The organism is Variovorax sp. (assembly GCF_965279555.1).
Taxonomy (GTDB): domain Bacteria; phylum Pseudomonadota; class Gammaproteobacteria; order Burkholderiales; family Burkholderiaceae_C; genus Variovorax.
This window is the reverse complement of record NZ_OZ257247.1, coordinates 2,968,836-2,985,948: the sequence shown is the minus strand read 5'-3', so window position 1 is coordinate 2,985,948 and position 17,113 is coordinate 2,968,836. Positions and strand designations below refer to the sequence as shown.

The 17,113-nt window shown below is 65.6% G+C and carries 17 protein-coding genes; 4 read left to right on the top strand and 13 right to left on the bottom strand.

Annotated features, from left to right (window positions below):
• The first annotated feature begins 389 nt into the window (after nt 1-389).
• Nucleotides 390-659 (top strand): hypothetical protein, encoded by a 270-nt coding sequence (locus ACQY8B_RS14220; RefSeq protein WP_422087288.1) that lies wholly within the window; start codon nt 390-392, stop codon nt 657-659.
• A gap of 278 nt (nt 660-937) precedes the next feature.
• A complete protein-coding gene (locus ACQY8B_RS14215) occupies nt 938-1,513 on the top strand; it encodes a DUF6998 domain-containing protein (protein WP_422087287.1) in 576 nt (191 codons plus the stop codon).
• Between the two features lie 150 nt (nt 1,514-1,663).
• On the opposite strand, the gene ACQY8B_RS14210 is transcribed toward ACQY8B_RS14215, so the two are convergent.
• From ACQY8B_RS14210 to ACQY8B_RS14165, 10 genes are all read right to left on the bottom strand, one after another.
• Nucleotides 1,664-2,941, bottom strand: coding sequence for an IS256 family transposase (locus ACQY8B_RS14210; RefSeq protein ID WP_422089052.1), 1,278 nt, complete (start codon nt 2,939-2,941; stop codon nt 1,664-1,666).
• Between the two features lie 443 nt (nt 2,942-3,384).
• Complete coding sequence (locus ACQY8B_RS14205) at nt 3,385-4,263, bottom strand: sugar phosphate isomerase/epimerase family protein (protein ID WP_422087286.1); 879 nt, start codon at nt 4,261-4,263, stop codon at nt 3,385-3,387.
• A 9-nt stretch (nt 4,264-4,272) separates the two neighbouring features.
• Nucleotides 4,273-5,460: a dihydrodipicolinate synthase family protein gene (locus tag ACQY8B_RS14200; protein ID WP_422087285.1), complete on the bottom strand. Its 1,188-nt coding sequence runs from the start codon at nt 5,458-5,460 to the stop codon at nt 4,273-4,275.
• 7 nt (nt 5,461-5,467) lie between these two features.
• Nucleotides 5,468-6,631, bottom strand: a complete 1,164-nt coding sequence (locus ACQY8B_RS14195; RefSeq protein WP_081266627.1) for a Gfo/Idh/MocA family protein — start codon at nt 6,629-6,631, stop codon at nt 5,468-5,470.
• A gap of 42 nt (nt 6,632-6,673) precedes the next feature.
• Complete coding sequence (locus ACQY8B_RS14190) at nt 6,674-8,104, bottom strand: enolase C-terminal domain-like protein (RefSeq protein WP_422087284.1); 1,431 nt, start codon at nt 8,102-8,104, stop codon at nt 6,674-6,676.
• A gap of 11 nt (nt 8,105-8,115) precedes the next feature.
• On the bottom strand, nt 8,116-8,895 hold the full coding sequence (locus ACQY8B_RS14185; protein WP_422087283.1) for an ABC transporter ATP-binding protein: 780 nt from the start codon (nt 8,893-8,895) through the stop codon (nt 8,116-8,118).
• Nucleotides 8,896-8,952: 57 nt separating this feature from the next.
• Nucleotides 8,953-9,963 (bottom strand): ABC transporter substrate-binding protein, encoded by a 1,011-nt coding sequence (locus ACQY8B_RS14180; RefSeq protein WP_422087282.1) that lies wholly within the window; start codon nt 9,961-9,963, stop codon nt 8,953-8,955.
• 39 nt (nt 9,964-10,002) lie between these two features.
• Nucleotides 10,003-10,776 (bottom strand): ABC transporter permease, encoded by a 774-nt coding sequence (locus tag ACQY8B_RS14175; protein WP_422087281.1) that lies wholly within the window; start codon nt 10,774-10,776, stop codon nt 10,003-10,005.
• A gap of 22 nt (nt 10,777-10,798) precedes the next feature.
• Nucleotides 10,799-11,791 carry a tripartite tricarboxylate transporter substrate binding protein gene (locus tag ACQY8B_RS14170; RefSeq protein ID WP_422087280.1) on the bottom strand — a complete coding sequence of 331 codons (993 nt, stop codon included), beginning with the start codon at nt 11,789-11,791 and terminating at the stop codon, nt 10,799-10,801.
• 158 nt (nt 11,792-11,949) lie between these two features.
• Nucleotides 11,950-12,624 (bottom strand): TetR/AcrR family transcriptional regulator, encoded by a 675-nt coding sequence (locus ACQY8B_RS14165; RefSeq protein WP_422087279.1) that lies wholly within the window; start codon nt 12,622-12,624, stop codon nt 11,950-11,952.
• 93 nt (nt 12,625-12,717) lie between these two features.
• Here ACQY8B_RS14165 and ACQY8B_RS14160 point away from each other — a divergent pair, with 93 nt between their 5' ends.
• Nucleotides 12,718-14,448: a thiamine pyrophosphate-binding protein gene (locus tag ACQY8B_RS14160; protein WP_422087278.1), complete on the top strand. Its 1,731-nt coding sequence runs from the start codon at nt 12,718-12,720 to the stop codon at nt 14,446-14,448.
• On the opposite strand, the gene ACQY8B_RS14155 is transcribed toward ACQY8B_RS14160, so the two are convergent.
• Nucleotides 14,408-14,707 (bottom strand): hypothetical protein, encoded by a 300-nt coding sequence (locus tag ACQY8B_RS14155; RefSeq protein ID WP_422087277.1) that lies wholly within the window; start codon nt 14,705-14,707, stop codon nt 14,408-14,410. The genes ACQY8B_RS14160 and ACQY8B_RS14155 overlap by 41 nt on opposite strands.
• Nucleotides 14,708-14,810: 103 nt before the next feature.
• On the opposite strand from ACQY8B_RS14155, the gene ACQY8B_RS14150 reads away from it, so the two are divergent.
• Nucleotides 14,811-15,554, top strand: coding sequence for an AraC family transcriptional regulator (locus ACQY8B_RS14150; protein WP_422087276.1), 744 nt, complete (start codon nt 14,811-14,813; stop codon nt 15,552-15,554).
• 87 nt (nt 15,555-15,641) lie between these two features.
• On the opposite strand, the gene ACQY8B_RS14145 is transcribed toward ACQY8B_RS14150, so the two are convergent.
• Nucleotides 15,642-16,094 (bottom strand): SWIB/MDM2 domain-containing protein, encoded by a 453-nt coding sequence (locus ACQY8B_RS14145; protein ID WP_081266636.1) that lies wholly within the window; start codon nt 16,092-16,094, stop codon nt 15,642-15,644.
• 154 nt (nt 16,095-16,248) lie between these two features.
• Nucleotides 16,249-17,112 (bottom strand): DMT family transporter, encoded by an 864-nt coding sequence (locus ACQY8B_RS14140; protein ID WP_422089051.1) that lies wholly within the window; start codon nt 17,110-17,112, stop codon nt 16,249-16,251.
• Between the last annotated feature and the right edge of the window lies 1 nt (nt 17,113).

Genomic DNA, 17,113 nt, shown 5'->3' with positions numbered 1-17,113 from the left:
ACGCCGACGGGGTACCTTGCTCCGCGAATGTCCCCCGGCCTTCGGCCTCCTCCTTTATTTCGCTGCGCAAGGCACCCCGCCAGCGTGAGCGTTCAGTGCCGCTGCGGAAGCTGCATTTGTTGGCGGTCGTCGGGACTTCGTGCCGCGTGGAACGGCTGCTTTGTCGCGTTCTTCTCTAGAGTGGATGCCCCTGTCACTTCACACCCCACCAAGGGAAGCAACACACCCAAGCCACCTACATGTTTGAAGGCTGCTTGCCTCGCGGCAGGTCGTCGGTGCGAAAGCAGCGATGCAGATGCGAGGTATCAAAAGGCGACGGCCGAGGTGTTACCAGCACCCCGACCGTCTAACCAGGTTCGTGCACCAACCTTGGAAGGAAACGCACAAAAATGGCTACCAAGACTATAGCCCGGCCTCGCACGCCGGTAGCTTCCGAAGACAACGCCCAAGACCCGGCGGATCTTCTCGAAAACACCCTCTCTCAACTCGAAGCTCTCCTGTGGGTTTGCCACGGGGAAGACATCGACTGGTGCAGCGATGACGGGGCTCGACAACTGGACAACCTGCTCTGGCTCGCGGCGGAACTGGCTCGCAAGGCGGCAGAGCTGTTTCAGCTGAGCGAGAAGGCGCGACACGCAGCGTTTGAGACTGGCGGATAGCGGCCGGTCTGCGGGCCGCAGGTTTCTCGGCCCGCGTGAAGCCTTCGTGGTGAAGGGAATTCGGGGCGATTGGGGTTTACGGGGTCTGGCTCAATGGCAGCTCTGTGTTCAGAGGTGATCGGCGGTCGTTCACCTGGCCCGCCACCGCCGATTCAATCCTCGAAAAACTCGCTCGACGCTGCGGGCGAATTAATGCGACAGGACAATAGCTGGCAACGTCTAGTGCCTGTGTGGAGGTGGACAATCGAGCAGGAGCAGGACAAGAAGCGAGGGACAGAATGAGCGATTGGGATTTTCTTCACGAGATGTACGACCGGGGCTACAGCGCGGAGGACATAGCGGATGCTGCGGCCTGCGGCGTAGCACCTTGGGAGTGGGAGCACATCGACAGGGAGTGGGCCGAGGATCAACTTGAGGGCGAGCCTGAGGAGGATGCCTCCTCAGTTCAGCCTGTCCGAAGCAGGGAGGGCTTTCCGTTCAGCATCCTGAAGCAGACGGACATCTTCCAAGACCTGGTCGAGTGCGCGGCTCGGCACTTCGAGAACACTGGCCGATATCTCCAAGTCTGGGGCGAGCTTGGCGAAATCTACGCAGAAATCAAGTTTGGGCTTCGCCGCAATGCGACTCACACGCCCGGCTCTGACGGCACGATTGACGGCGAGCGGGTGGAGGTCAAGACCATCTCGCCCGAGAAGACCAGCGACCACGTACTGGTCAAGAGCCAGGGCAACTTCGAGAAACTGCTTATTGTCCGTATTGATCGGGACTTCCACTTTCAAGGCAAGCTCATCGACCGCAGCGAGCTCTCAGGTGGCGCGGGCAAGTACCTTAAGGGGCGGCTGGGGGCTGTCTGAATTTTTGTGTTCGAGGCGGATGTTGATCTGCTCTCGATTGATTTCTCTTATGTCTTCAGGCCCCTGCCGGGCCGCCGGAGGCACCTCGGTTGAGCCCATGTATTCATAGTTCAACCTCCTGCCTTGCTGGCGCCATGAGCCGGCTGCGTGTCAACCTCCTGCCTTGCTGGCGCCATGAGCCGGCTGCGTGAAGCGATCTTCATAGAGTATCGCGAACTGGTTCATTGCCTCTTTCCAGTCTTTGGCTGCCCGCCCCCAATCGGCCGTGATGTTGCGCAGCGCCAGCCAGATCAGCTTGGAGGCCGCATCGTCACTGGGGAAGTGCCCGCGCGTCTTGATGATCTTTCGCAGCCGCGCGTTGATGCTCTCGATGGCGTTGGTCGTGTAGATGACCCGGCGGATCGAAGGTGGGAACGCGAAGAATGGAATCACCCTGTCCCACGCCCGGCGCCAAGCTGCCACCACCGTGGGGAACTTGGTGCCCCACGGGCCCTGTTCGAAGGCCTCGAGTTCGGCCTGTGCCGCCTCGGCGCTGGCCGCCGTGTAGATCGGCCGGATGGCCGCGGCCAGCAGTTTGCGGTCCTTCCAGCTCGCGTAGTCCAGCGAGTTGCGTATCAGGTGCACGATGCACGTTTGCAGCGTGGTGGCCGGGTACACCGCAGCCAGCGCCTCGGGCATGCCCTTCAGGCCGTCGGTGACGGCAATGAGGATGTCATTGACCCCGCGGGTCTTCAGGTCGTTGAACACCTTCATCCAGAACTTGGCACCCTCGGTGCCCTCGATCCACAGTCCCAGGATGTCGCGCGTGCCGTCGGGCAACACGCCCAGGGCCAGGTAGATGGCCTTGTTGCGCACCACCGCATCTTCCTTGATCTTCACACGCAGGGCATCGAAGAAGACCACCGGGTACATCGGCTCCAGCGGGCGCGCCTGCCAGGCAGTGACTTCGACCATGACGGCGTCGGTGACCGAGCTGATGAACTCGGGCGACACCTCCACCGCGTAGCTCTCCTGCAGGAAGCCCTGGATCTCGCGCATGGTCATGCCGCGCGCGTACATGGCCACGATCTTGTCGTCAAAACCGGTGAAGCGGCGTTCGTGCTTGGGGATGAGCACCGGCTCGAAGCTGCCGCCACGGTCGCGCGGCACTTCGATGCGCAGTGGCCCGTCGCCTGCCAGAACGGTCTTGGCACTCCTGCCATTGCGCTGGTTGCCGCTGCCGGTCTCGGGCTTGCTGGCGCCGCTGGGGTAGCCCAAGTGGTGCGACATCTCAGCGCCCAGGGCGCGCTCGATGAGCGCCTTCTTGAACGCGGCTGTCGCTTCGTTGACCGCCTCGCCGGTCATGGGACCGGTGACGAACTGGTCAATCAGTTCTTTCGGAATCGATGGCAAGGCCGCCATCCTGGCGGCGATCGCCGCGTTCTTCATCTTCGTCTTGCTCACTGGCATACATGCTCCTTCTCGTCATGCTATGCCTCGAACACAAAATTCAGGACAGGCTCGGCGGCTGCCATGAACGAACTCTCTTTCAGAAGCAATCTCCCGAGCATCGAATCGACCTCGTGGGTCTAGGCCTTCGCCAGCGTCATCGCAATCGGCGCAATGGGTGTCGATCGCGGCCAGCACCAACCCTTTGGACCTCCACTTGTCCCCCGCGTGTCTCTCAAAAAGCTGGTTGATACGCCTCTGCACGTCTATCTGAAATTCGCAGCAGAGGTCAAACCGCTAGCGTTACAGCCGCGCTCATCGTGCACAGGGCGTCGGGTGCTCCCCGCAGCGAAATAAAGGAGGAGGCCGCAGGCCGGGGGACATTCGCGGAGGGGAGTACCCGATGGCCTGTGCACGCGCCCCGAACACGGCGAACAGCAGCGCTAGACAGCCCGCTTGTGCCGCTCGATGCAGACTTCCAGAGTCTCGCTCCCAGGCCGCTGCCACCAGTCGAGACTCGAAAAGATCTCCACCTCGCTGAAGCCGGCGAACCCAGCGTCCTCGACCCACCCGCGGATCTTCTTCAGCTCGACCACCCCGTCACCCATCATCCCGCGGTCGCTCAGCAGATCGCGCGTGGGCGTGAGCCAGTCACAGACGTGATACGCCAGCAGCCGCTCGCGGCCTGCGCGGGCGATCTGCTGCTGCAGCTTCGGGTCCCACCACACGTGATAGATGTCCAACGCCACGCCCAGCATGCCACTCTTGCCCGCGTCGAGTTCGTCGCACAGGTCGAGCGCATGCTCCAGCGTGTTGATGCATGCGCGGTCGGCCGCCTGCATCGGGTGCAGGGGCTCGATGGCGAGCGGCATGCCGACTTCCCGAGCGTATTCAAGTGACGCGGCGATGCCATCGCGCACCTCGCCGCGCGCGCGGCCGATGTCCTTGTAGGCCGCCTTGCCGTCGAGCGCGCCGGGCAGGGCGCCGACCACCAGCACGAGGCAGGGCGCATCGAGCGTCTTCGCTTCGTCGATGGCGCGGCGGTTGTCTTCCAGCGCAGCCTTCAGGCCCGCTGCATCCGGCGCGGGGAAGAAGCCGCCGCGGCAATAGCCCGAGAGGCCGATGCCGTGCGCCCTCAGTTGCTTAGCCACCTTGTCGAGACCGACGGCCGCCACCTGGTCGCGCCACGGGCTGATCGCGCGGATGCCGCGCTCGGCGCACTGGTCGATGATCCGGTCCAGCGCCACCTCGGCGCCCAGTTGCTTGCGCACCGTGGCGGTGTTGATCGACAGCCAGTCGTGGTCTTGTGAAAAATCACGCATGGGGTGGCTTCAACCTTCCACGCCGTGCAGCGCGAGCAATGTCTTCATGCGTCGGACAGCCAACTCCGGCTGCTCCAGAAGATTGGCCGCATCGGCCAGCCGGAACAGCTCCGCAAAGTGCTGCAGCGAGCGCGTGCTCTGCTGGCCACCGACCATCGTGAAGTGCTTCTGGTGGCCGTTGAGCCAGGCCATGAACACCACGCCGGTCTTGTAGAAGCGCGTGGGCGCCGCAAAGATGTGGCGCGACAGCGGCACCGTGGGGCCGAGGATGTCGTGGAACTTCTCGTTGTCGCCTTGCGCCAGTGCGCCCAACGCGGCGCTCGCTGCCGGCGCGATGGCGTCGAAGATGCCCAGCAGCGCGTCGCTCTTGCCGTGCGTGGGCTCCTCACCGAAGCCGTCGCCTGCAATCAGCTCGGCGTAGTTGAAGTCGTCGCCGGTGTACATGCGAACACCCGGCGGCAGTCGGCGGCGCATCGCAATCTCCTTGTCCTTGTCGAGCAGCGAGATCTTGATGCCATCGACCTTGTCCGGATGCGCCGCGATGATGCCCAGCGCGGTGTCCATGGCGGCGTCGACATCCTTGGTGCCCCAGTAGCCGGCCAGCGCCGGGTCGAACATGTCGCCCAGCCAGTGCAGCACCACCGGCTGCTTCGCCTGACTCAGGATGCGGTCGTAAACGCGCTCGTAGTCGGCAGGGCTCCTGGCCACGCGGGCCAGCGCCCGGCTGGCCATCACGATCAGCTTGCCGCCGAGCGCCTCGATGGCGGCCATCTGCTCTTCGTAGCCGCGGATCACGTCGTCGACGCTCTTCACGCTGTCGATGTCCAGGTGGTCCGTGCCGCAGCCCGAGGCGACCAGCGCGCCGGGCACGTCCTTCGCGGCGTCGAGCGAACGGCGGATCAGCTCCAGCGACGTGGGCCAGTCCAGCCCCATGCCGCGCTGCGCGGTGTCCATGGCCTCGGCCACGCCCAGGCCCAGCGAAAACAGGTGGCGGCGGTAGGCGATGGTGGTGTCCCAGTCGACCGCGCATTGCAGCCACGGGTCGATGGCGGCCAGCGGGTCGGCCACCACGTGCGCGGCCGAGTAGGCGATGCGGTTGAACTTCACGCCCGCGTCGGGCTTGACCGGCGCGGTGCCGCGCAGCGCGTAGGGCGCGAGCGCGCCGCCCACGGTGGGGAGAGTGAGAGAAAGCGCCATGCCTGCCTCAGACCTTCAGCGCGGGCACGTCGACCCAGCGGCGGTCCTGCCACGATTCCAGCGCGGCCTCGACCAGCTGCACGCCCTTGGCGCCTTCGGGCAGCGTCCACTTGTAGGGTGCGTTCTCGACCACGTGGCGAATGAAGTGCTCCCACTGGATCTTGAAGCCGTTGTCGTAGACCTGCGAGTCCGGAATCTCCTGCCACTGGTCGAAGAAGTTCATGGTCTGCTTCTCGTCGGGGTTCCACACCGGGCGCGGCGTGGCCACGCGCGACTGGGCGCGGCAGCTCGACAGGCCGGCCACGGCCGAGCCGTCGGTGCCGTCGACGTGGAAGGTCACGAGGTCGTCGCGGCGCACGCGCGTGACCCAGCTCATGTTGATCTGAGCGATGACGGGCTCGCCGTTGTGGCCGGTCAGCTCGCAGGTTGCGTAGGCGGCGTCGTCGGCGGTAGCTTCATAGGGCTTGCCGGCCTCGTCCCAGCGCTTGGGGATGTGGGTGGCGCCGATGCATGACACCGACTTCACTTCGCCGAACAGGTTGTCCAGCACATAGCGCCAGTGGCACATCATGTCCAGGATCATTCCGCCGCCGTCCTCCTTGCGGTAGTTCCAGCTCGGGCGCTGGATGGGCTGCAGGTCGCCTTCGAACACCCAGTAGCCGAACTCCAGGCGCACGCTGAGCATGCGGCCGAAGAAGCCGGCGCGGCGCAGCATGTCGAGCTTGCGCAGGCCGGGCAGGAAGAGCTTGTCCTGCACCGCGCCGTGCTTGAGGCCCGAGCCTTCGGCCAAGCGTGCGATTTCGACGGCCTCGTTCAGGTTGGTGGCAATCGGCTTCTCGCAGTACACATGCTTGCCGGCGCGGATGGCCTTGGCCAGCAGCGTGGGGCGCATCTGCGTGGTGCCGGCGTCGAAGAAGATGGTGTCGTCCTTGTTCTCCAGCGCCTTGTCGAGGTCGGTGCCCCAGCGCGGGATGTTGTGCGCCTTGGCCAGCGCTTCCATCTTCTCGGCATTGCGGCCGATGAGGATCGGGTCGGGCATGACCTTGTCGCCGTTCGACAGCGTGACTCCGCCTTGCGCGCGGATCGCGCAGATCGAGCGGATCAGATGCTGGTTCATGCCCATGCGGCCGGTGACGCCGTGCATGATGATTCCGAGACGTTGGGTGGCCATCGTTTTCTTCCTTGAGATGCGAGAGAGATTGAAGAGGGTGCTTCAGTAGACGGAACGCATGGCGTCCCACGAGATGCCGGCGCCGGGTTTGCCGGTGGCAAAGCCGGGCGCGTTGGCGAGCGAGGACAGATCGAGCTGCCCTTCGCGGATGGCGAGGCGCACTGCGCCGTCGCTGGGTTCGTACAGGCCGGGATGCAGCTGCAGCAGGGCCTGCTGCTCGGCCTCGGGCACGGCCGCGAGGCCGTTGACGTAGTGGTGGCCGTTGCGCTCGACATGCGAGAGCCCGAGCCACGCGACCAGCGCCAGGTCCTGCTGCACGCCGAGGCCTGCCTGCATGGTGAGGTCTTCACCGGACAGGAAATAGCGTGCCGTGTCGCCGGCCGTGTTCCATTGCGCGCAGCGCGCGGCATTGACGATCGATTTGTAGAAGCCCTTGCAGCTCTTGCTCGACACCCCGGTGTAGCCGAGCACACGGGCCTGCACGAAGGCGTCGAGCGTGCTGTCGGATTCGTCGATGAGCAGCGGAATGCGCTTGCCCAGTGCCGACACGTCGCGCTGCAATGCGGCGTCGCGGCGGATCGGCTGCTCGACGAACACCGTCTTCTGCACCAGCGTGTGCAGCGCGGGCGTGGACAGCATGCGGTCGAGGAACGCGCCAAAGGCGTCAGCGTCGGCGTACTGCTCGTTGCCGTCGAGCGTCACGAGTTGGGCGTGGCCATCGATGACGCGGGCGATGCGTTCGAGCCGCGCGATGTCCTGCGCGGTGTCGCCGCAGAGCTTGAGCTTGAAATGCGTGAGGCCGTAGCGGCGCACGGCGGCTGCGAGGGTGGTGGGCAGGCCGTCGGCAGGCGCGTCGGGCAGGGCGTCGCTGTCGTCGATGGCATCGGCCAAGCCCACGGTGTGGCGCGCGGCAATGCGGGTTCGCGGCGATTGCTTTTCCAGGAAGCCCTGCATGTCGAAGGCCGCGAGGTCGTCGGCCAGGCCGCTGCCCGCGATGTCGATGCCTGCAAGGTTGGCGCTCATTGCCGTCGCGAAGCTCACGCCGCTGTGCAGGCACAGCGCGTCGAGCAGGGCGCGGTCGATCAGCGCGGGGCCGTAGCTGGCCACCAGCGGCTGCAGGTCCTTGGCCCTGGCGCGGCTTTGCAGCGCGGCGTAGTTGGAGGCGAAATGCGTCCACGCGGTCTGCGCGTCGGCCTCGGCGGTGTAGGCCTCGCGCGCATCGCGCAGGGCGAAGCGCAGTTGCTCGAAGTTCTGTTCGTTGGTGAGCGCGGGGTTCTTGTCGAACCATTTGGGAACCATCATCTCGGCGGCGCAGCCCTCGGCCGTGCGGCCGTCCGCGAAACGGATGCGGGCCTTCACGTAGACCTGCGGGCAGGCCGTGACCGTGGCCGCGCCGAAGCGGAACGGCAGCCTCAGCACCACGTTGCGCTCGGTGAAGCGGATCTCCTCGACATGAAAACGGATCGCGTCCATGGCTGTCGCCTTCAGTGGTCCAGGATGCCCTGCGAGAAGAAATGCGCGCGCACCAGCTTCGTGTAGGCACCGAACTCGGGCGAGGCCATCATGTCGAGCGTGCGGGCGCGCGGCAGGTCGATGTCGTACACGGCGGCAATGGAGCCGGGCCGCTCGCTCATCACGATCACGCGGTCCGACAGGAAGATGGCCTCGGGAATGCTGTGGGTGATGAGCATCACCGTCTTTTTCGACGCCATCCAGATGCGCTGCAACTCCAGGTTCATCTTCTCGCGCGTCATGGCGTCCAGCGCGCCGAAGGGCTCGTCCATCAGCAGCACCGACGGGTCGTGCAGCAGCGCACGGCAGATCGATGCGCGCTGCTGCATGCCGCCCGAGAGCTGCCAGGGGTACTTGCCCTCGAAGCCCTTCAGGCCGGCCATCTCCATCAGCTCGCGGGCGCGAGCCCTGGCGGCGTCCATGGGCAGATGGCGCATCTCGGCCTGCAGCAGGATGTTGTCTTCCACGCTGCGCCAGGGCAGCAGCACCGCGCTCTGGAACACGATGCCCACGTCCTTCTGCGGCCCCTTGATCGGCTTGCCGGCCAGCGTGAGGCTGCCGCCGCTGATGGGCAGCAGGCCCGCCACCATCTTCAGCAAGGTGCTCTTGCCGCAACCCGAGGGGCCGACGACGGAGACAAACTCGCCTTCCTCGATGGCGAAGTCGAGCGGCTTGAGCGACTCGACCGGGCCATCCTTGCTTTGGTAGATCTTCGAGACGCCGCGCGCTTCGATCAGGTTGACTTGGGACATGGAGTGCGTAAGAGATGGCGGCAGCGGAAAGCGCGCGGGTTCAGGGGCAAGGGCGGGTCAGGGGAGAAAGTCGAGCGTCACGTAGTCTTCAGGCTTGCCGCGCGTCGATGGGTCCATGCCGCCGTACTGCACCAGCAGGTCGAGCGAGTCGCTGACGTTCTTCATGGTGACGCGGAACGGGCGCTGGTTGGCCGTTTCCTTCGTGTGATAGAGGGCGATGCTCTGCTTCATGCCCACGATGAGCGTGTCGCGCACGCCGGCCTTGGCGTTGGCCTTGAGCATGGCGTCGACCGCCGCCTCGGGGCTCTTCTCGGCGGCTTCGGCGGCCTTGGTGGAAGCGCGCATGAAGCGCTTCACCAGGTCGGGGTTCTCCGTCAGCAGGTTCTTGTTGGTGATGATCCCGGAGCTGATCTGGTTCACGCCCGAGTCGGCGAAGCGGATCGGCGTCACCGGCTTGCCGGTGGCGTCCTGCAGCTTGATGGCCTGGTCCATCACGTAGCCCAGCAGCAGGTCGGCCTGGCCGTTGGTCACGGCATTGAGCTTGGTCTGGCCGTCGCCCGAGACGATCTTCACCTGGTCGGGCTTGATGTCGTTGACCTTCAGGAACAGCGGCCACATCTGCGACATCGAGTCGCCGGGCGTCACGGCCACGGTCTTGCCGATGATGTCCTTCGGCGTCTTGATGTTCTTCTCGGTGAAGCCCATGACCGACATCGGGCTCACCTGGAACAGCACGCCGGTCGACTTCAGCGGCGCGCCCTTGGCGGCGGCCTTGATCATGGTGGTGACGTCGATGTAGCCGAAGGTGGCCGACTTGGCGGCCACCGCCTGCGCGGTGACGGCGGAGCCGCGGCCCTCCTGGATGTCGAGGTCGATGCCCTCGTCGGCGTAGAAGCCCTTTTCCTTGCCGAGGAAGAAGGGCGCGTGCTCGCTGTACAGATACCAGTTGAGCATCAGCGTGACCTTGTCCTTGGGCTTGTCGCCCTGGGCATGGGCCGGCGAAATGGCGAAGGAGGCGAAGGTGGCGAGCGCTGCCGCGGCGAGCAGCGAGGGAAGCAGTTTCTTCATGGTGTTGTCTCCAGGAGTTGTCGGTTTTTGCGAAGGAACTCAATGCGTGTGGCGCTGCGAGGCATGCCACGGAATCATCACGCGCTCGACCAGGTCGACCGCGACGAAAAGAATCACGCCGATGCTCGACAGAACCACCAGCGCGGCAAACATCAGCGGCAGGTCGAAGTTGCCGTTGGCCACCTGCAGCACATAGCCGATGCCCGAGTTGGAGCCGACGAATTCGCCGACCACCGCGCCCACCACGGCCAGCGTGACCGACACCTTCAGGCCGCTGAAGATCTGGGGCAGGGCCTGCGGCAGGCTGATCTTGAAGAAGGTCTGCAGGCGGCTCGCGCCCATCGAGCGAGAGAGATCGAGCATGTCGGGCTCCACCGACTTGAAGCCCATCACCGTGGACACCACCACCGGGAAGAAGCCCAGCAGGAAGGCGCTGATCACCTTGGGGAATATGCCGAAGCCGAACCACACCACGAACAGCGGTGCAATTGCCACCTTGGGAATGCTCTGCGAGAACACCAGCAGCGGGTAGACATACGACTCGACCACGCGCGAGTAGGCGATGACCATCGCAATCGGAATGCCGATCAGGATCGTCAGGCCGAAGCCGCCGAGCGTGGCGAGCGTGGTCTTCCAGCTTTCGGCGAGCAGGTGCGGCCATTCGGCGACGAGCTGCTTCACCACCTCCCACGGCGGCGGAATCAGGTAGGCCGGAATCCTGAAGAGGCGGATCGCCAGGTCCCACAGCACCAGCAGCATCAGGATCAGCAGGAAAGGGCGCAGGGCGGGGGAGAGCAGGAGCTTGCGGAGCATGGAGGGGCCGGGGCTTTCTGGCTTACTGTTGGACCGACAGGCCGGCGGCCTTCACGAGTTCGGCGTTGCTGGCGATCTCTTCCTTGATGTAGGCGTCGAACTGCGCCGGCTTGAGCGTCCACGGATCGGCGCCCAGCTTGGCGAAGCGCTCCTTCACCTCGGGCGTGGCCAGCGCCTTGGTCACCTCGGCGTGCAGCCGCTCGACGATGTCGCGCGGCGTCTTGGCGGGCGCCATCATTCCGATCCAGAAATTGAACTCGGAGCCGGGCACGCCGGCTTCGGTGGTGGTGGGCACGTCTGGCAGGGCGGCGGCACGCTTGGGCGAACCGACGGCCAGCGCCAGCAACTGGCCTTCCTTTATCTGGCCGATGACCGGCGCGATGGGCGAGAAGTAGTAGTCGACGCGGCCCGAGAGCACCTCGGTCACGGCTTCGCCCGATCCCTTGAACGGGATGTTGGTCGCGTCGATCTTCGCGGCGAGCTTGAATTTCTCGGCGTTCAGGTGCGTGGCGCTGCCCTGTCCGGCCGAGGCGAAGTTCATGCTGCCAGGCTTGGCGCGCGCGGCGGCCAGCAACTGCGGCAGCGTCTTGATGTTCTTCGACGGCGAGATCACCAGCGCGTTGGGCAGCGACGAGATCGGCGTGATGCCGGCGAAGTCGTGCACCGTGTCGAAGGGCAGCTTGGCGAATGTCGAGGGGCTGACCGTGTGCGACGACGAGTGAATCATCAGCGTGTAGCCGTCGGGCGCGGCCGTGGCCACTGCCTGCTGGCCGATGGTGCCGCTGGCGCCCCCGCGGTTGTCGATGACCAGCACCTGGCCCATGCTGGCGCCCATCTTGTCGGCGATGGCGCGGGCAATGATGTCGGTGGTGCTGCCGGCAGCGAAGGGCACGATCACGCGGATCGGCTTGGCCGGGTAGCCGTTCTGCGCCGAGGCCATGCCCGGCAGAAGGGCGGCGATGCAGGTCAGCGAGGCAAGGACGGTGGTGCGTGCAGTGCTGGCAAAGAACTTCATGGACGTGTCTCCGCGCGGTCGGGCCGCTTCTTGTATCAATCAATTCACCAATGAGTGAATTAAAGATTGTAGAAACGGCTGCGCCGCAGCGTCAACGGCCGCTGCCTAGTGAATACCCGGAGAGTTGGAGGGCGCGCCGCAGCCTTGCGCGCCCGGTGTCAGTGCAGTACGTAGCCCAGCACGAGGTCGGTCATGTGCGAAAGGCGTTGTGCCATCGCCTTGGGTGCGCGCAGGTCACGGCCGAAGATGGCCGACAGCGTGTGGTTGTTCGACAGGTAGAAGTAGCACAGCGACGCGATAGAGATATAGAGCTGCACCGGGTCCACGCCCGCGCGGAACAGGTTGTCGCGGCGGCCGCGTTCGAGCACGGTGTCGAGCAGCTGCACCAGCGGCGAGTTCATTTCCTGGATGCGTTCGGAACGCTTCAGGTGCGCCGCGCAGTGCAGGTTCTCGCTGTTGAGCAGCGTGATGAACTCGGGGTGCTCGAGGTAGTAGTGCCAGGTGAACGACACCAGCTGGCGGATGGCCTCCACGGGGTCGATCTCGTCGAGGTGCAGGCGCTGCTCGGCCTCGCGGATGTCGGCGTACACGCGCTCCAGCACCGCGAGGAACAGGTCGTCCTTGCTGCCGAAGTAGTAGTAGATGAGGCGCTTGTTGAGCCCGGCGCGCTCCGCGATGCTGTCCATGCGCGCGCCGGCGAGCCCGCGCGCGGAGAACTCGTCGCGCGCCGACTCGAGGATGGCGAGCTGCGAGCGATCGGCATCGCGCGAGCGTGGCTCGAGCGTTTCGGTCGCGTCGAGGGCGTCGGGCGTGGAGTCCTTGGGGGGCTTCATGTCGCGAATTTAACCAATTGGGGAATTAACGCAAGGCGTCTGGGGCGGGCGCTCATAATTGCCGGAGACATTCGTAGCGAGGTTCTTCTTCACATGAGTACATCACAACCCGCAGGCCACCTGATCGTCGAGTGCCTGGTCGAGCAAGGGATGAATATCGCGTTCGGCGTGCCGGGCGAGAGCTTCCTGGCGGTGCTCGACGGCTTTCATGCCTACCGCGACCGTGCGCGCTTCATCGTCAACCGGCAGGAGGGCGGCGCGGCCTTCATGGCCGAGGCTCACGGCAAGCTCACGGGGCGCCCGGGCGTGTGCTTCGTGACCCGCGGCCCGGGCGCGACCAATGCGTCGATCGGCGTGCACAACGCCTTCCAGGACTCGACGCCGATGGTGCTGTTCGTGGGCGACGTCGGGAGCGACTTCCGCGATCGCGAGGCTTTCCAGGAGGTCGACTACGGCAGCTTCTTCGGGCCGAGCACCAAGGGCTTCGCCAAGCGGGTGGAGCGCATCGACGACGCCAACCGCATTCCAGAGTACGTGGCGCGCGCCTTCGCCACCGCCATGAACGGGCGGCCGGGGCCGGTGGTGCTGGTGCTGCCCGAAGACATGCTGCGCAGCGAGACCAGCGCCCGCCCGCTGGCGCGCGTGGAGGCGGTCGAGCCGTGGAGCGACCCCGGCGCCCTGCGCACGCTGCGCGAACTGCTGCTGAAGTCGCAGCGTCCGCTGGTCATTGCCGGCGGTGGCGGCTGGACGACGCAGGCCGCGCAGGCGTTGCAGCGCTTTGCCGAGAACTGGCGGCTGCCGGTGGCGAATGCCTTCCGCTTCCAGGACACCTTCGACAACCACCATCCGCTGTATGCGGGCGACGTCGGCATCGCCATCAACCCGAAGCTCGCGCAGCGCGTGAAAGATGCCGACCTGATCCTGGCCATCGGCCCGCGCCTGGGCGAGATGACGACCAGCGGCTACACGCTGCTCGAGGCGCCCAAGGCGAAGCAGACGCTGGTGCACATCCATGCGAGCGCGGAAGAACTCAACCGCGTCTACCAGGCCGACCTGGCCATCAACGCCGGCATGAGCGCCGCCGCGCGCAGCCTGGAGGTGCTGAGCGCGCCGCCGACGCTGCCCTGGGAAGAATGGACGCTGCAGGCCCATGCGGACTACGAGGCCAACCTCGTGCCTCAGGCGCTGGTCGGCATGCCCGCCGAGACACCGCGCGGGCCGGTCGACATGGCTGCGGTCGTCGCGCTGCTGCAGAAGCACCTGCCGGAAGATGCCGCCATCACCAATGGCGCGGGCAACTTCGCGAGTTGGGTGCACCGCTACTTCCGCTATCACGGGCTCGCCAAGGGCGCCAAGACGCAGCTGGCGCCCACCAGCGGTGCGATGGGCTACGGGGTGCCGGCCGGCATCGCGGCCAATCTGGCGACGGGGCGGGTGGCGTTCACCATCGCGGGCGACGGCGATTTCCTGATGACGGGGCAGGAGCTGGCAACGGCTTCGCAGCACGGCGGCAAGAGCATCATCGTGCTGCTGAACAACGGCATGTTCGGCACCATCCGCATGCACCAGGAGCGCGAATACCCGGACCGCACGAGCGGCACGGCGCTGCGCAACCCCGACTTCTGCGGGCTTGCTCGCGCCTACGGCTATGCAGCCGAGCGCGTGACGGAGACTGCGCAGTTCGAGGCCGCGCTGCTGCGCGCGCTGGCGGCCGACACGGGCACGCTGATCGAGATTCCGCTCGACCCCGAGGTGATCACCACGCGCGGCACGCTGGCGTCGATCACGCGCGCGGCGAGGCAGCAGCAACAGGCGCGGGGCTGAGCGCCGCGCGATGACGTGCCACCTCGGCGCGCAAGGCGGGCGACCGCAGCTCGAACACGTCGAACAGGCCCAGCGCGTCGAGCGTGGGGATCAGGGCAACCAGGTCTTGCTCGGCGGCTTGCCTGTCGGCGGCCGGCGTGCTCGCGTCTTCGAGGATGCGCACGTTGGCGAGGAAGGCGCCGACCGATCCCTTGCGCAGGGTGTGGCCGTCAATGACGGCGAAGTCCTGGCCGTCGGGCAATACGTCTTGGGCTCTCATCTTTGTTCCTTTGAAGGGGTAGTGCAGATGAGACCGATGCTAGGCAGCAGCAGGCCTTCGGGCTTGCGGCGCGGGGCCGATCGATACCGCCGGCGGGCCACCCATGGCTGCTGATGCCCCTGTGAAGCTCTGGATCAGCGCCTACGAGGCGCCGCGCGTCACGGGCTACCACGCCCACGAGGACGGCCAATTGTTCGCCTTGCGCGAGGGTTTGCAGGTTATCGAGACGCCTTCGGGCCGCTGGGTGCAGCCGCCGGGGTGGATAGGCTGGATCGCGCCGCGGTGCGCTCACGCGGCGCAGAGCTTCGGTCCTACGGCCGGCTGGAGCCTGCACGTCGATGCTCGCGTGGCCGCACTCCTGCCTGATGGGCCGCATGTTTTTGCCGCGACGCCGCTGGTGCAGGGGCTGGTCGACCGGCTGACCTCGCTGGATGCTTCTGCCGGTTCGCTCGATGCGCGCCGCGCGCGGTTGGTCGGCGTGCTGGTCGATGAACTCGCGGCGGGCGAACTGCCTTCACTGCACCTGCCGATGCCGCAGGACAAGCGTCTTGCCACGATGGCCGCCGCGCTGGCAGACGACCCGTCGCTGCCCGACCGCATCGACGATTGGGCCGATCGCATCGGCATGGCCCGCCGCACGCTCACGCGCCGCTTCGTCCTCGAGACAGGACTGAGCTTTGCGCAGTGGCGGCAGCAGGCGCGGCTGCTCAAGGCGGTGGAGCTTCTGAGCTTGAAAGAGCCGGTGACGGCGGTGGCATTGACGGTGGGCTACAGCTCGATCAGCGCCTTCATAGAGGCCTTCCGCAAGCACTTCGGGCGAACGCCGTCGCGTTTCTTCGAGTGGTGAAAGGCACCTGAAAGGCCTCGCATGCGGGCGAAAAAAAGCCGGCTGGAAGCCGGCTTCTTGATTCAGGAGCGCGAGGCCCCTGGACGCTTACTTGACGTGCTTGCCGATCAGCGCGGCCAGTTCGAACATCGACACCTGGGCCTTGCCGAAGATTTCCTTCAGCTTGGCGTCGGCGTTGATGTTGCGCTTGTTGGCCTTGTCTTGAAGGTTGTTCTTCTTGATGTAGTCCCACAGCTTGCTCACGACAGCGGTACGCGGCAGCGGCGTGGAACCGACCACGGCAGCCAGTGCGGGGCTGGGGGTCAGTGCCTTCATGAACGCTGCGTTGGGCGTGCGCTTCTTGGCGGGAGCAGCCTTCTTTGCGGGAGCGGCCTTCTTTGCAGGAGCAGCCTTCTTCGCCGGTGCGGCCTTCTTGGCGGGAGCAGCGGCCTTCTTTGCCGGTGCAGCAGCCTTCTTCGCCGGAGCGGCTGCCTTCTTTGCAGGAGCCGCAGCCTTCTTTGCCGGAGCTTTCTTGGCCGGAGCCTTCTTTGCAGTTGCCATGGTTGATTTCCTTTTTTGGTTGAACACTCACCAATGAAAAACTTGCGTCTCCAGTGGCATTGCGGATGCTAAATGAGAAGAAACGCGTTTCCAAGGGAAAAAGCGCTTTTTTCATTGGGAGTTGTTGTTTTTTCAGAGGGGAGAAGCCTCGTTTTCACCTCCGGCGCCCAGGCCACGTCGCCAGCACCACGCCCACGAGTGCGATCACGAACGCGAGCAGCTGTGTCGAAGAGAGGCTTTCGCCCAGCACGAGCACGCCCACGAGGGCTGCGCTGACCGGCAGCAGCACGGCGAAGACACCCGCTTGTGCGGCTGGTACGTTGCGAAGTCCGGTCATCCAGAGCCACACCGTCCAGATGCTCGCGGCAAGCGCGTAGGCCACGAGCAGTGCCCAGGTGCCTAAGCGCACGGCGGTGAAGTCGAACTGCAGCGCGAACCAGATGCCGAAGGGCATCGACAGCGCGAAGCCCCAGAGGTTGATGAGCGATGCGATGCGCTTGGGGCCGAGGCGTCCGGTGAGCGACTTGCCGATCACCGCATAGGCCGTCTCGCAAAGCACCGCGCAGAACACCAGCAGGTTGCCTAGCCAGGGCATCGACGCCGGCGAGGACGAGGGCGTCGCCGACGCATGCGCGGGCGAGAGCGCCAGCAGGCCGATGCCGAGCGCTGCGCACGCAATGGCCAGGCCGATGCGCACCGTGATCCGTTCGCGCAGGAAGAGCCAGCTCGCGACGGCCACGCACGCGGGGATCGACGCCATGATCACGCCGGCCGACACAGCGCTGGTCAGGCTCACGCCGAACAGCATGCAGATCGAGAACAGGAAGTTGCCGAGGAACGATTCGAGGAACACGAGCCAGCGTGTGTGCGCTGTCATGGGCGGCTCATCGGGCGTGCGCTTGAGCCAATGCGGCATTGCCAGGGCGGCGATGCCGAAGCGCAGCCATGCGAGCAACAGCACCGGGAAGGCGGCAACGAGGGGCTTGGAGAGGGCAACGTAGCCGCCGACGAGCGACATG

Excerpts from the sequence above, each read along its gene's own strand:
- ACQY8B_RS14170 (WP_422087280.1), bottom strand. The coding sequence starts at position 11,791 with ATGAAGTTCTTTGCCAGCACTGCACGCACCACCGTCCTTGCCTCGCTG.
- ACQY8B_RS14190 (WP_422087284.1), bottom strand. The coding sequence starts at position 8,104 with ATGGACGCGATCCGTTTTCATGTCGAGGAGATCCGCTTCACCGAGCGC.
- ACQY8B_RS14200 (WP_422087285.1), bottom strand. The coding sequence starts at position 5,460 with ATGGCGCTTTCTCTCACTCTCCCCACCGTGGGCGGCGCGCTCGCGCCC.
- ACQY8B_RS14205 (WP_422087286.1), bottom strand. The coding sequence starts at position 4,263 with ATGCGTGATTTTTCACAAGACCACGACTGGCTGTCGATCAACACCGCC.
- ACQY8B_RS14155 (WP_422087277.1), bottom strand. The coding sequence starts at position 14,707 with ATGAGAGCCCAAGACGTATTGCCCGACGGCCAGGACTTCGCCGTCATT.
- ACQY8B_RS14220 (WP_422087288.1), top strand. The coding sequence starts at position 390 with ATGGCTACCAAGACTATAGCCCGGCCTCGCACGCCGGTAGCTTCCGAA.
- ACQY8B_RS14150 (WP_422087276.1), top strand. The coding sequence starts at position 14,811 with ATGGCTGCTGATGCCCCTGTGAAGCTCTGGATCAGCGCCTACGAGGCG.
- ACQY8B_RS14215 (WP_422087287.1), top strand. The coding sequence starts at position 938 with ATGAGCGATTGGGATTTTCTTCACGAGATGTACGACCGGGGCTACAGC.
- ACQY8B_RS14145 (WP_081266636.1), bottom strand. The coding sequence starts at position 16,094 with ATGGCAACTGCAAAGAAGGCTCCGGCCAAGAAAGCTCCGGCAAAGAAG.
- ACQY8B_RS14160 (WP_422087278.1), top strand. The coding sequence starts at position 12,718 with ATGAGTACATCACAACCCGCAGGCCACCTGATCGTCGAGTGCCTGGTC.
- ACQY8B_RS14180 (WP_422087282.1), bottom strand. The coding sequence starts at position 9,963 with ATGAAGAAACTGCTTCCCTCGCTGCTCGCCGCGGCAGCGCTCGCCACC.
- ACQY8B_RS14175 (WP_422087281.1), bottom strand. The coding sequence starts at position 10,776 with ATGCTCCGCAAGCTCCTGCTCTCCCCCGCCCTGCGCCCTTTCCTGCTG.
- ACQY8B_RS14185 (WP_422087283.1), bottom strand. The coding sequence starts at position 8,895 with ATGTCCCAAGTCAACCTGATCGAAGCGCGCGGCGTCTCGAAGATCTAC.
- ACQY8B_RS14195 (WP_081266627.1), bottom strand. The coding sequence starts at position 6,631 with ATGGCCACCCAACGTCTCGGAATCATCATGCACGGCGTCACCGGCCGC.
- ACQY8B_RS14140 (WP_422089051.1), bottom strand. The coding sequence starts at position 17,112 with ATGTCGCTCGTCGGCGGCTACGTTGCCCTCTCCAAGCCCCTCGTTGCC.
- ACQY8B_RS14210 (WP_422089052.1), bottom strand. The coding sequence starts at position 2,941 with ATGAAGAACGCGGCGATCGCCGCCAGGATGGCGGCCTTGCCATCGATT.
- ACQY8B_RS14165 (WP_422087279.1), bottom strand. The coding sequence starts at position 12,624 with ATGAAGCCCCCCAAGGACTCCACGCCCGACGCCCTCGACGCGACCGAA.